General features: G+C 60.9%; 14 protein-coding genes. 11 read left to right on the forward strand and 3 right to left on the reverse strand.

The genetic code is table 11. The features are described from left to right. Positions 1–84: 84 nt before the first annotated feature. Positions 85–1257 (forward strand): 4-hydroxybenzoate 3-monooxygenase, encoded by a 1173-nt coding sequence (gene pobA / locus ASC97_RS06285; RefSeq protein ID WP_057467495.1) that lies wholly within the window; start codon positions 85–87, stop codon positions 1255–1257. Positions 1258–1426: 169 nt separating this feature from the next. Here the strand turns inward: pobA and ASC97_RS06290 are convergent, their stop codons facing one another. From ASC97_RS06290 to pcaQ, 3 genes are all read right to left on the reverse strand, one after another. After that, complete coding sequence (locus ASC97_RS06290) at positions 1427–2944, reverse strand: adenylate/guanylate cyclase domain-containing protein (RefSeq protein ID WP_082529889.1); 1518 nt, start codon at positions 2942–2944, stop codon at positions 1427–1429. A gap of 173 nt (positions 2945–3117) precedes the next feature. Continuing rightward, positions 3118–3546, reverse strand: a complete 429-nt coding sequence (locus ASC97_RS06295) for a lipocalin-like domain-containing protein (protein WP_057467497.1) — start codon at positions 3544–3546, stop codon at positions 3118–3120. Between the two features lie 79 nt (positions 3547–3625). Continuing rightward, the gene (gene pcaQ / locus ASC97_RS06300; RefSeq protein ID WP_057467498.1) at positions 3626–4552 is read right to left on the reverse strand and encodes a pca operon transcription factor PcaQ; all 927 of its coding nucleotides are present in this window, start codon (positions 4550–4552) and stop codon (positions 3626–3628) included. A 152-nt stretch (positions 4553–4704) separates the two neighbouring features. Between pcaQ and pcaD the strand changes: the two genes are divergently transcribed. From pcaD to ASC97_RS06350, 10 genes are all read left to right on the forward strand, one after another. Then, on the forward strand, positions 4705–5514 hold the full coding sequence (pcaD, locus tag ASC97_RS06305; protein ID WP_057467499.1) for a 3-oxoadipate enol-lactonase: 810 nt from the start codon (positions 4705–4707) through the stop codon (positions 5512–5514). Then, positions 5511–5915 (forward strand): 4-carboxymuconolactone decarboxylase, encoded by a 405-nt coding sequence (gene pcaC, locus ASC97_RS06310; RefSeq protein ID WP_057467500.1) that lies wholly within the window; start codon positions 5511–5513, stop codon positions 5913–5915. Before pcaD ends, pcaC begins: the two co-directional genes overlap by 4 nt. Before the next feature lie 10 nt (positions 5916–5925). After that, on the forward strand, positions 5926–6675 hold the full coding sequence (gene pcaH / locus ASC97_RS06315) for a protocatechuate 3,4-dioxygenase subunit beta (RefSeq protein WP_057467501.1): 750 nt from the start codon (positions 5926–5928) through the stop codon (positions 6673–6675). A gap of 2 nt (positions 6676–6677) precedes the next feature. After that, positions 6678–7289 (forward strand): protocatechuate 3,4-dioxygenase subunit alpha, encoded by a 612-nt coding sequence (pcaG, locus tag ASC97_RS06320; protein WP_200959445.1) that lies wholly within the window; start codon positions 6678–6680, stop codon positions 7287–7289. A 66-nt stretch (positions 7290–7355) separates the two neighbouring features. Beyond that, a complete protein-coding gene (locus tag ASC97_RS06325) occupies positions 7356–8414 on the forward strand; it encodes a 3-carboxy-cis,cis-muconate cycloisomerase (RefSeq protein ID WP_057467503.1) in 1059 nt (352 codons plus the stop codon). Between the two features lie 120 nt (positions 8415–8534). Beyond that, positions 8535–9707 (forward strand): ABC transporter substrate-binding protein, encoded by a 1173-nt coding sequence (locus tag ASC97_RS06330; protein ID WP_057467504.1) that lies wholly within the window; start codon positions 8535–8537, stop codon positions 9705–9707. Between the two features lie 83 nt (positions 9708–9790). After that, positions 9791–10654 carry a branched-chain amino acid ABC transporter permease gene (locus ASC97_RS06335; protein WP_057467505.1) on the forward strand — a complete coding sequence of 288 codons (864 nt, stop codon included), beginning with the start codon at positions 9791–9793 and terminating at the stop codon, positions 10652–10654. A gap of 1 nt (position 10655) precedes the next feature. Further along, complete coding sequence (locus ASC97_RS06340) at positions 10656–11663, forward strand: branched-chain amino acid ABC transporter permease (RefSeq protein WP_057467506.1); 1008 nt, start codon at positions 10656–10658, stop codon at positions 11661–11663. Continuing rightward, positions 11660–12424, forward strand: coding sequence for an ABC transporter ATP-binding protein (locus tag ASC97_RS06345; protein WP_057467507.1), 765 nt, complete (start codon positions 11660–11662; stop codon positions 12422–12424). Before ASC97_RS06340 ends, ASC97_RS06345 begins: the two co-directional genes overlap by 4 nt. Beyond that, a complete protein-coding gene (locus ASC97_RS06350) occupies positions 12405–13121 on the forward strand; it encodes an ABC transporter ATP-binding protein (protein WP_057467508.1) in 717 nt (238 codons plus the stop codon). Before ASC97_RS06345 ends, ASC97_RS06350 begins: the two co-directional genes overlap by 20 nt. The last annotated feature ends 8 nt before the right edge of the window (positions 13122–13129 follow it).

The following is a 13129-nucleotide window of genomic DNA, read 5'->3' on the forward strand; positions in this document are numbered from 1 at the left end:
AGTGCAATTTCTTGACCGATATGTCCATTGTTGAGACTGCTCCGACCCGGCAGAATCCAGCGGAAGACACATGCGGGAGGAAGTATGCGCACCCAGGTTGCCATCATCGGCTCGGGACCTTCGGGCCTCTTGCTCGGCCAATTGCTGGCCGAAGCCGGCATCGACACCGTCATTCTCGACCGGGCCGGCAAGGACTATATTCTCGGCCGCGTGCGCGCCGGGGTGCTGGAAGAAGGCACGGTCGGTCTGCTGGACAAGGCGAATGCCGGCGCGCGGATGCATGCCGAGGGACTGCAGCATGACGGATTCTCGCTGGCCTTCGACGGACGCGATCATCGTATAGACCTCTTCGGCCTAACCGGAGGCAAGCGCGTCATGGTTTACGGCCAGACGGAAGTAACGCACGACCTGATGGCGTGTCGCGAGTCGATCGGCGCGCTCAGCATTTACGATGCCGCCAACGTGCAACCTCATGATTTCGACGGACAGGCGCCCTTTGTCACCTATGAGAAAGATGGCGTCGCGCACCGCATCGACTGCGATTTCATCGCCGGATGCGACGGGTTTCACGGCGCGAGCCGCAAGGCTGTGCCGGAAAGGTCGCTTCGTACCTTCGAGAAGGTTTACCCGTTCGGCTGGCTTGGCATTCTGGCCGAGGTCGCGCCCGTCAGCCATGAACTCATCTATGCCAATCATCCCCGTGGCTTTGCGCTTTGCTCGATGCGATCGGCCCATCGCAGCCGCTATTACATCCAATGTTCGCTCGATGAGAAGATAGAGAACTGGAGCGACGCACGCTTCTGGGACGAAGTGCGCCGCCGCCTGCCGGCCCATCATGCCGAGGCCATGTTCGTCGCACCGTCTTTTGAAAAGTCGATCGCGCCGCTCCGCTCTTTCGTCGCTGAACCGATGCGTTTCGGCCGGCTCTTCCTTGCGGGAGACGCCGCCCACATCGTGCCCCCGACAGGCGCCAAGGGCCTCAATCTTGCCGCGAGCGACGTGCATTATCTGTTTTCCGGCCTTGTGGAGCATTACAAGGAGAGTTCGAGTGCCGGCCTGGACGCATATTCGCAAAAAGCGCTCGCACGCGTATGGAAGGCGGTTCGCTTTTCCTGGTGGATGACCACCATGCTGCACCGGTTCCCCGATACCGGCGATTTCGACCAGCGCATCCAGGAAGCCGAACTCGATTATCTCACGCATTCGCGCGCCGCCTCGACCGTGCTCGCGGAAAATTACGTCGGCCTTCCGTTCTGAACCCACTGTTACCTGAACGGACGCGCAAAGCATGCGTCGGGATTGCGACTTGCTGCATGATCCTAGATCGGATCCGATCGTGCAGTGCCTTCCCTTCCGCCATCCACGGAAGGGCGCATGGGGAGCGGCGGTGCTTATGCGTCACACCGCCGCTCGCCCACCTGCAAACTCAGGTTTGGCGCTTCTCCTCGATCGCCGACATCGCTTCTTCAAGCGCTGCACGCACGCGGGGTCGTTCCTCGGGATCGAGCTGACCGATGTCCAGATGCAGGTCGAGACCCGAAAAATGCTCGCTGAGGACGCGGATGGTACGATCGTCGCTATGAAGCAGTCCGTTGACCGCATAGGGAATGATTTCGCGTTGGATGCCCTTCATCGTGATCGGCGGTAGCGGGCTTGCGTCGACGATATCCTTTACCAAGGCATATGTTTCATAGCTGATGACAATTTTGCCGCCCTCGGCAATCGATTGAAGGCGGGCGGCGAGATTGGCTTCCGCCCCGATGATCGTATAGTCCATCCGGTCGTTGCTGCCGAAATTCCCGACATTGCAGTAGCCGGTATTGATGCCCATCCTGACGACGAATGGCTCTTCCGTCCCGTCGCGCCGCCACTTGGCTTTCAGTTCGCCCAAATGCCACTGCATGTCGATCGCCATCTGAAGGCAGGCCTTTGCATCTTCTGCAGCACCTTTTGTCTCGGGGTCGCCGAAGAACACCAGGACGGCGTCGCCGATGAACTTGTCGAGCGTACCGCCGTGCTTCAGCGCGATAGCGGACATTTCCGTCAGATATTCGTTCAGCATCCCGGTCAGGGCTTCCGGCTGCAATCGCTCGGTCGTTGCGGTGAAGTCCTTGATATCCGAAAAGAAGATGGTCAGCCGCTTGCGCTCTGTCTGGATCACCACGTCCTTCTGCCCGCTGAAGATGCTCTTGTAGATCTGCGGCGACAGATAGCGGGAAATTTTCAGTGAGATGCTCGCCAGAAACTCGTTCGCCGATTCAAGTTCATGGTTGAACCCCTGGATGAGCGCGGCCTGATGCTGCTGGATCGCAATGAGGGTGATGCCAAGGCCGGCCACGCAGAGGAAGTAGAAAAGGAGATATTTGAACGCGAAGACATTGCTCGCAAACGGCTGTTTGATGATGACCTCCTGGATGCCCCTGACGTCGCCGACCTTCCAATCCGTCTTCGGGCTTTCCGGGTGAGTGTTGTGACAGGCGACACAGGTCTGGCCCATGATCACGGGTGTCACCAACCGGAAGGTGTTCGTGAAGCCGCTGCGGCTGACCTCCGTCAGCGATCGTTTCGGATCGGCGCGCAGAGCGGCAAGCGAGGCCGTCTCGAATGCGTCGAGATCATGCGAGGGACGCTTTTTGAACGGCAGATCGGACACGAACCGGTACGTGACGTTCGCCTGCTGCTGCTTGATGACGTCGCCGAGTTCGAGGGAGAGCGTCGCCGGTATCGGGATCGCTCCCGGGATATGGGCATAGTTGTGCGAGACTGCAGTGCCGGTATTCTCGCCGGCCGCATGCGCAGCCAGTACCCGGCCGACGACGTTTGTGGCGTAGTAGGAGCGGATGCTGGTGATGAGCGAACTCATGTCCTGCGCCTGGCGCTTCAACGCCGCCTGCGAGAGATTGCTCACGTCCATCCATACAGCGAGCGGCAAGCCTGCCAGCATGGCAAGGACGAGCAGGGTTATGAAGTACCCCGCTCTGCGTGCAGCCCAGCCGTGATCCGGTTCATTACGCACAACGAACCCCTCGGGGTTTCCTCAAGGCACTGCGCCGGCTGCCATCATTGTGACGCTGTCAGGCCAGGCTTGGAGGTATTCTGCATGTGACCAACGCCGGGTCATACCTTTCGGAATTCGATGCGGTAGACCACCTCTTCCCCTGTCGTCGGATCGACGCCCGGCGCGCCGCTGATGACCAACCTGTTTCCGTCGATGGAGAAGGGCCGGATCAGGTCGGCGACACCCCAGGCAGGATTCCAGCTTGCGTCGACATGATGCACCACTCTGCCGTTCTCGAACGTATAGGAGCCGGCGTATGCGAGCATGCTGTCGAAGAGCGCGACTTTTTCCGCATCGCTCGGCAGCCCGTTGCCGGGAACCGGGCGTTGGCGGCTGACGACGACTGCCATCATACGACCGTCCGGCTGGTAGGAGAGAAATCCGACGGGATCCACGCCCATGGCGTCGGTAACGAGGCCGGACACGACCGCTGTTCGCGTCCAGGAAACCATGCGCCAGGTTCCATGCAATGCGGCCGCGTTTCCCATGAGCTACCCCGTGCGCGATCTTCCAGGAAGCTTATCATAGGCCGGACGAGCCGACCAGATCGCAGCGATCTCCCGTCAGCTAAGCCTTCGCGGTCGCATCGGCGGCGGCTTCGCGGATCGTCTGCATCAGGATCGAGAGCGGCGTCGACGGAATGGAGTCAGTGCGCATCGTCAAGCCGACAGGGCCCTTGGTCTCGCTGGTGTCGACGGGAAGCACCGCAAGCAAACCGTCGGCAATATCGGTTGCGACAACACCGGTTGAGATGATCCAGACCGCGTCGCTAGCGCGCACGAAGGCGCGCCCAAAGGAATCCGATACCGTCTCGATCTGGTTCGGCAGGCTCGCGACGCCGTTGGCGATGAGGAAACTCTCCACGAACGGCCGTATGATCGAGGCGCGCGTCGGCATCAAGACCGTGTAGTCGCCCAGGCTGGTGAAAAGCGAGTCTTTGGTCGTAAGCAACGGATGTCCTGCGCGGACGGCAAAGACCACTTGTTCGGAATAGAGATGCTCGAAGGAGAAGCCAGCCATCTTCTCCGGTCCGGCCAGGCGGCCCACGACGAGATCGAGATCACCGACGCGGAGCTGTTCCAAAAGCACGGCGTTCTCGCCGGTAACGATCTTGATCCGGCTCCAGGTTTTTTCCCTTAGGAACAACTCCATGGCGCGGGGCATGACACGCGTTGAAACCGTCGGTAGCGCGCCGATGCGGATCGGCGGGGCATCGCCGAAGCGTTCCTGCGAGACGGAATCGAGCCCCTGGCGCAGCGCCGTCAGCGCCGCCCCGGCGTGGCGCAGGAAGACCTCACCGTAGCGCGTAATCTTGATGCCGCGGCCGTCGCGCTCGAAAGCCTCGACACCAAGCACCTCTTCCAGCTCACGAATGGTTTTCGTCACCGCGGGCTGGCTGACGTGCAGCAGTTCGGCCGCCTTCATAACGCTTTTCTGGCGCGCGACCTCGACAAACGTCTGCAGATGGCGAAACTTGACGCGGCTGTCGATCATGGACTTTCATAACCCCAGAGTTATCGAAATGGCACGAAATATCATTTTACCTAACCAGATTAAACATCCAATTTGAACCCGGGTCTGCGTATGGGCGTTTTTTTCCATCGACGTCGATGAGGAATTCCCCATGTGCGGAAGGAGATCTTAAAGTGCAGTTCGCTCGCATCAACGACACCACCATTCACTATCAGCTGATCGGCGGCCCCGCTGGCAAGCCGGTCATCGTTTTTGCCAATTCGCTCGGAACCGATTTTCGCATATGGCGCGACGTCATTGTCCGGCTGGCGGGTGACTACGCAATCGTTCTCTACGACAAACGCGGCCACGGCCTGTCCGACGTCGGCCAGGTCCCCTATTCGATAGAGGATCATGCCTCCGATCTTATTGGCCTGCTCGATCTCCTCGCTGTCAGGAATGCCTTCATCTGCGGCCTCTCCGTGGGAGGGCTGATTGCACAGTCGCTCTACCGCAGCCGCCCGGATCTGGTGCGGGGCCTGATCCTCTGCGACACCGCGCACAAGATCGGTACAGCCGAAAGCTGGAACAGCCGGATCGCAGCCGTCGAGACGTCGGGCATTGACAGCATCGTCGATGCGGTGATGGAGCGCTGGTTCACACCGGCCTTTCGTCGCCCTGAAAACACGGCCTATGCGGGTTACTGCAACATGCTGGCCCGCCAGCCTGTCGAGGGCTACCTCGCCACCTGTGGGGCGATCCGCGATGCCGACTATACCGAAGCGGCGGGCAAGATCGCAGTTCCGACGATCTGTATCGTCGGCGATCAGGATGGTTCGACACCTCCGGAGCTGGTCAGGTCAACCGCAAAGCTCATTGCCAACGCGCGTTTCGAAGTCATCCGCGACGCCGGCCACATTCCCTGTGTCGAACAGCCCGAAGCACTGACGTCGGTCATCCGCGCATTCATCGAATTCGCCTCGCATGGAGAAGAGAGCCCATGAATGAACCTCGACTGCCCTCCGAACGATACAAGCAGGGCATGGCCACGCGCCGGGCCGTGTTGGGGGACGCCCATGTCGATCGCGCTGAGGCAAGTTCGACCGAATTTGACAGGCCCTTCCAGGAGTTGATCACTGAGGCTGCCTGGGGGAACGTGTGGTCGCGCCCGACGCTGACGCACCGCGAACGTTCGATTGTGACAATCGCCCTTCTGGCTGCGCTCGGTCAGGATGATGAGGTAGCGATGCATGTGCGCGCCACCGCCAATACCGGCGCATCGCGCGACGACGTCTGCGAGGCGCTGTTGCATGTGGCGATCTATGCCGGCGCTCCTGCCGCAAATCACGCCATCAAGATCGCCAAGCAGGTCTTCGAACAGATGGACGCCGGCAAGGCGGCCTGAAAGGCAAACGATGTCCGACCAAACCAATCGCAAACCTGAGAATGGGGCCTTCTTCGCGCGCGACAGGGAGTGGCACGCGCCCGCTTTGACCCCAGGATACAAAACCTCGGTCCTGCGCTCGCCACAACGCGCACTGCTGTCGCTCGACGGCACGATTTCCGAGATCACCGGCCCGGTCTTCGGACATTCCATGATCGGCGAGCAGGACAACGACCTTATCCATAATTTTGCCAAGCCCGGCGAGAGCGCGATCGGCGAGCGCATTATCGTCCATGGCCGTGTCCTGGACGAGCGCGGACGCGCCGTTCCGGCCGTGCTTGTCGAATTCTGGCAGGCGAACGCCGGTGGGCGCTACCGCCACAAGAAGGAAAGCTATCTGGCAGCGATCGACCCCAATTTCGGCGGCTGCGGACGAGCGATTACCGACGAATTCGGGCAATATTCCTTCCGCACCGTCAGGCCCGGCGCCTATCCCTGGCCGAACGGCGTCAACGACTGGCGCCCCGCCCATATTCATTTTTCGATCTTCGGTCACGGCTTTGCCCAGCGGCTGATCACGCAGATGTATTTCGAGGGTGACCCGATGATCTGGAAGTGTCCGATCGTCGGCACGATCCCGGACAAGCGTGCCATCGAGCAGTTGATCGCGCCGCTCGATTGGGGCAACACGATCCCGATGGATGCGCGCGCCTATAAGTTCGATATCGTGCTGCGCGGCCGCCGCTCGACGATGTTCGAAAATCGGCTGGAGGGGAATTGATGGTGCAGGAACTCGGCTACCTCAAGGAAACGCCGTCACAGACAGCAGGGCCATATGTGCACATCGGCCTGACACCCAATTTCTGCGACATCACCGGGGTGTACCAAAGCGACCTCGGCACTGAGATGGTCAACGACAAGACTGTTGGCGAACGCATCACCGTGACCGGACGCATCTTTGACGGCGCCGGCGCCATTGTTCGTGACGCGGTCGTCGAAATATGGCAGGCCGATAGCGCCGGCCTCTATAATAGCCCTTCGGAGATGCGCGGTGCGGCCGATCCGACGTTTACCGGTTGGGGCCGGTGCGCAACGCGCGCCGAGGATGGCATCTACACGTTCGAGACAATCAAGCCCGGCCGCGTTCCCTTCAAGGACGGCCGCACGATGGCGCCGCATATCTCTTTCTGGATCGTCGCCCGCGGCATCAATATCGGGCTGCATACGCGCATGTATTTTCCCGAAGAAACCGACGCCAACAATTCTGACCCGCTTCTTCTGCGCATCGAGCATCGGGAACGTGTTGCGACGATCGTTGCGGCGCGTAACGGATCGACCTATACGTTCGATATCCGTCTGCAGGGCGACAAGGAAACCGTATTTTTGGACATCTGAAACGTGGTGGTCCCGCCTCGTGAATTTACGGCCAAATGAGGCGTTAGCGATACGGAACGGACGTTCATGACAACATCTCCCTTCGACCATCCATTCCTGTCCGGCCTGCTCGGCGACGCCGAGGTCGCCACATATTTTGCGGCCGAAGCCGACATCCGGGCAATGCTGGCCTTCGAGGCGGCACTTGCCAGGGCCGAAGCAGTCCACGGTGTGATTCCCGGCCAAGCGGCAGAGCAAATCGGTGCCGTTTGCAACGGCTTCGGTCCCACTGTTCTAGCGCTGAAGGCCGCCACGGCGCGGGACGGTGTGGTCGTGGCGGAGCTTGTCAGACAACTTCGGACCGCAGTCGGCAACCCGTCTTCTGTCTATGTCCATCTCGGAGCCACAAGTCAGGACGTCATCGACACCAGTCTGATGTTGCGGCTGAAGGCCGTAGCGTTCATGTTTTCAACGCGCCTGTCGGGCATCGTCCACGCACTCCAGGATCTGGAGACGCAATGCGGTGGCCGCCCCCTGATGGGGCGAACGCGCATGCAGGCAGCCATTATCATCAGCGTTTCCGATCGCCTTCGCGCATGGCGAGAGCCGCTGGAAGCCTATCGCGATCGGCTGACTGAGCAGCGCTTCCCGGTGCAGTTCGGAGGCGCCGCCGGTACGCTCGACAGGCTCGGAGACAAGGCGGCGGACGTTCGCGGCCGGCTTGCCCAGGAGCTCGGCCTCACCGATGCGCCGCAATGGCAGAGCCAGCGTGCGCTCATCGCCGACCTTGCAAACCTGCTTTCCCTGATATCCGGAAGCCTTGGGAAATTCGGCCAGGACGTCGCCCTGCTGGCGCAGGCAGGTGACGAAATCGCCTTGGCGGGTGGCGGCGGCTCATCGGCGATGGCCCACAAGCAGAACCCGGTCGCTGCCGAAACACTCGTTGCCCTTGCCCGCTTCAACGCTGTTCAGCTTGGAGGCATTCACCAGTCGCTGATGCATGAGCAGGAACGTTCGGGTGCCGCATGGACGCTCGAGTGGCTCATTCTCCCGCAAATGGTTATGGCAACGGCCGTTTCGCTCCGACTTGCGCTTGAACTGGTTGGAAATATCCGCTGGATGGGAACCGAAACGCATAACCTATAAGGTATGAAATACGCCATTTATTTCATTTTACATTACCGTTTCGAATGAGACACTATCGTAAAAGGTTCTAGCTGTGTGCTGACCCGGCGCCGGAGATGCGCCATCTTTCTGGGAGGATTTATGAGACGGTTTGTCCTAGCCGCCGTCGCGGCATTTGCTATGAGCACGGCCGCCTATGCCGACACGATCAAGGTCGGCGTCGTCGGGCCTTTTTCGGGTCCCTTTGCCCTGCAAGGCAAGAACTTCAAGGCCGGCATCGATGCCTATATGGCCATGAATGGCGACAAGGTCGGCGACAACACCGTCGAAGTCATATACCGCGATCTGCCTGCAGCCGATCCGGCCCAGTCCAAGGCGCTGGCACAGGAACTGGTGGTAAAGGAGAAGGTGCAGTATCTCGCCGGTTTCTACTTCACTCCTGATGCCATGGCTGTCACGCCGATCCTCAAGCAGGCAAATACGCCGCTGGTCATCATGAACGCTGCCACCTCGGCCATCGTGACCAAGAGCCCGCTCGTCGTTCGCACCTCGTTCACCACGTGGCAGACATCGACGCCGATCGCCAAGGTTGCCCATGACGCCGGCGTTTCAAAGATCATCTCCGTGGTCAGCGATTACGGTCCAGGCGTCGACGCTGAAAACGCGTTCAAGGCAGCATTCGAGAAGGAAGGCGGGCAGGTCATCGAGGCGATCCGCATGCCTCTGTCGACCAACGACTTCAGCCCGATCATGCAGCGCATCAAGGATTCCGGCGCACAAGGCGTCTTCGCCTTCCTGCCGTCCGGCCCGACCACGCTTGGCTTCGTCAAGGCTTACAACGAAAACGGCCTCAAGAGCGCCGGCATCAAGGTCTTCGCGCCCGGCGATCTGACGCAGGAGTCGGACCTTCCGGCTCTTGGGGAAGCTGCTCTCGGCATGAAGACGACGTTCCACTACGCCGTCTCGCACGATTCACCGGAAAACAAGGTATTCGTCGAAGCTGCCTCCAAGGCGATCGGAAACAAGGCCGAACTCTCCTTCCCCGCTGTCGGTGCCTTTGACGGCATGCATGTCATCTACAAAATGATCGAAGCAACGGGCGGAAAACAGGACGCGGCAAAGGCCGTCGATGCGGTCAAGGGCCTGTCCTGGACCAGCCCGCGCGGCCCCGTGTCCATCGATCCGGAAAGCCGACACATCACGCAGAACATCTATCTGCGCGAAGTCAGCAAGGCCGATGACGGCACCTACTACAACAAGGAAATCCAGACCTTCGAAAAGCAGGGCGATCCCGGCCTTGCGGCTGTGAAATAAGAAACGGCGCAAGCTGGACATTGCACGGCAAGCCCTCTCCCGATGGGAGAGGGAATCGGGCGTACAAGGAAAATACGAGCCTCATGCAAACAGTCTTCAGCATAGCCGTCGATGCGCTTGCCTATGGCATGGTGCTGTTCGTGATTTCGATCGGCCTCTCTGTCACCATGGGCCTGATGCGCGTCGTCAATCTGGCACACGGCGCCTTCGCCATGATCGGCGGCTATATCGCTTCCTACGCCGCACGCGATCTCGGGCTCGGCTACGGCCTTGCGGTCGTCGCCGCCGTCGTCGGAACCGTCATCATCGCCATCCCGATAGAGCGTTTCCTCTACCGCCGCATCTACGGGGCACCCGAACTGACGCAGGTGCTGATGACCATAGGCATCACGTTCTGTATTATCGGCATTGCCAATTACGTCTTCGGCCCGACGCTGAAGACCATTCCGCTCCCGACCGGCCTGCAGGGCTCGGCCGACCTTGGCTTCCGCACTATTCCCGTCCATCGTCTGTTTGCCATCCTGTGCGGCCTGGCCGTTGCGGGCGGCCTCTGGTATGCGATCGAACGAACCAGTTTCGGCGTGAGGCTGCGCGCGTCCGTCGACAATGCGGTCATGGCGGCAGCGCTTGGCGTTCGCACCGAGGTCATCTACGCGCTGAGCTTTGCGGTTGCCGTCGGCCTTGCTGCTTTCGGTGGCGTGGTGGGCGCAGAGATGCTGCCGGTCGAGCCCTACTATGCGCTCCGCTACATGGTCACCTTCCTGGTCGTCGTGTCGGTCGGCGGCGCAGGCTCAATTCCCGGCGCGCTGATTGCCTGTCTGCTGCTGGGCGGCATCGACACGACCGGGCGCTACCTGATGCCGGAATTCGGCGAATTTTTCTTCTACCTCGCTGTCATCGCCATTATATGCGTGTTCCCGCGCGGCCTTGCGGGAAGGGCGAAATAGGATGGCACTTGCTAACCCCGACGCTACCCTGTCCACCTCCGCCCAGCGGCAGCGATCCTTCGCACGCGATGCGGCCGGCGCCGCAGCGATCCTGGCGCTTGCCACTATCGGCTACCTGTTGTTTCCCGACAATCTGGCCCTGTTGACGCGGATCATCGCGGTCGCCTTACTGGTCCTGTCGCTCGACCTCGTCACAGGCTATTGCGGCGTTGCCACGCTTGGCCATGCGGCGCTCTTCGGTTCGGGCGCTTACGCCTCGGGGATTCTCTCGGCGCATTTCGGCATCAACGATCCGCTTTTGATGACGCTTGCGGGCGTCGCAGGCGGAGCGATTGCCGGACTGATCAGCGGCGCCGTCATTCTGCGGGCTCATGGATTGCCGCAACTGGTACTGTCGATTGCGCTGATCAATCTGTTCCACGAGTTTGCCAACAAAGCGTCAAGCTGGACGGGCGGCAGCGACGGCCTCTCGGGTATCGCCCCCGACCCGATCTTCGGCGCGTTCGAGTTCGATCTCTACGGTCATACGGCCTATGTCTTCGGGATCGTCCTGCTCCTGATGGTCTTCGTGCTGCTGCGCATCCTCGTCCGCTCTCCATTCGGCATGCTGTGCCGGGGCATCAAGGAAGACCCGCTGCGCATCCGCGCCCTCGGCGCCTCTCCAAAAGCTGCGCTTTTCAGGATGTATGTGATTTCGGGCGCCGTCGCTGGTGTCGGCGGTGCGCTGAACGCAATCACCACGCAGGTCGTCGGCCTCGATAGCCTTTCCTTCACAATGTCTGCGGAATCGCTTGTGATGCTTGTGCTCGGCGGCACCGGTTCATTGTTCGGCGCCCTCTCAGGCACTGTCATCTTCATGCTCTTCGAAGACTATGTGTCCGCAGCAAACCCCTTCCACTGGCTCACCATGGTTGGAGCCCTCTTGATCGCTGTGGTCCTGTTTGCGCCCAAGGGGCTGTATGGGACAGCCGCAGACGTCCTAAATCGCAGAAAGGACGCGGGCAGATGAGCGCCGTCTTCGAAGTCATCAATCTCAGAAAATCCTTCGGCGGCCTTGCGGTGACCAACGATGTCTCGCTGTCGATGGCACCGGGCGACAGGGTTGCCCTGATCGGCCCGAACGGTGCCGGCAAGACGACCTTCGTCAACCTCGTTACCGGCAATCTCCATCCCGATTCCGGCCAGGTCAGGCTCGGCGGGGAAACGGTGACGAAGATCGGCGCCAACGACCGCGTCAAACGGGGCCTGGTTCGCTCCTTTCAGGTGACGCGGCTGTTCCAGGAGATGACTCCGGCCGAGCACGTCGGCCTTGCGATCCTGCAGCGGGAGGGCCGGACGGGCCGCTTGTCCGGAAATTTCCTCGCCATGCCTGGGGTCATGACGGAGATTTCCCATCTGCTCGGGACCCTCGGCCTCAGCGAACTCATGCACCGCAAGGTCAACGAAATCGCCTACGGGCAGCAGCGTCTGCTTGAGATCGCCCTTGCCATGGCGCTGAAGCCGAAGGTGCTGCTCCTCGACGAGCCGGCCGCCGGTGTGCCGCAGAGCGATACGGGTCGCATCGAACAGGCGCTGGCCGAACTCCCGGCCGATCTAGCCGTGCTGATGATCGAGCACGATATGGACCTCGTCTTCCGCTTCGCCAAGCGCGTTGTCGTTCTCGCCGCGGGCGCCATCATCTTCGACGGCTCGCCCGCCGACGTCACAAAGGATGCCCGCGTTCGCGAGGCCTATCTCGGGAGCTACGCCAATGACAGCCACGCCGCTTGAGGTTGAAAACCTTTCCGCGGGCTATGGCCTGACCCGGGTTCTGGAAGGCGTGTCCTTCTCTGTGCTGGCAGGCGCAAGGCTTGCCGTGCTCGGTCGAAACGGCATGGGCAAGACGACGTTGCTTGCGACGCTTGCCGGGCAGACCAAGCGCTATGGCGGAACCATCCGCATCGGCTCGGTCGACGTCACCCAGATGCAGAGTGCTGCACGTGCCCACCAGGGGCTTGGATATGTCCCGCAGGCGCGCTGCATCTTCCCGACGCTCACCGTCGAGGAGAACCTCTTCGTCGGCCTCAAGGCGCGGCCGAAGACTGCGCTCGAAGAAGCCTATGCCATGTTCCCGCGACTGAAAGAGCGTCGACGCAATCTCGGTAACCAGCTCTCCGGCGGTGAGCAGCAGATGCTCTCCACGGCGCGCAGCATTCTCGGCCGCCCGTCCGTGCTGCTGCTCGACGAACCGCTCGAAGGGCTTGCGCCTGTCATCTGCGAGGAATTGATGGCGGCTTTCGCCGAACTGGCCAAGACCGGAGACATGACGATCGTGCTCGTCGAGCAGCGCATCCAGAGCGCGCTGGATTTTGCCGATCACGTGATTGTGCTGGAGCGCGGACGGCTGGCGTGGATGGGAACCCCCAAGGCGCTCTCCGAGGATAGCGATGCAGTCGAGCGGTTGCTTGGCGTCGGCGGCCTGCATTGATCATTCCA

The organism is Rhizobium sp. Root1203, assembly GCF_001424945.1.
Classification (GTDB): domain Bacteria; phylum Pseudomonadota; class Alphaproteobacteria; order Rhizobiales; family Rhizobiaceae; genus Rhizobium.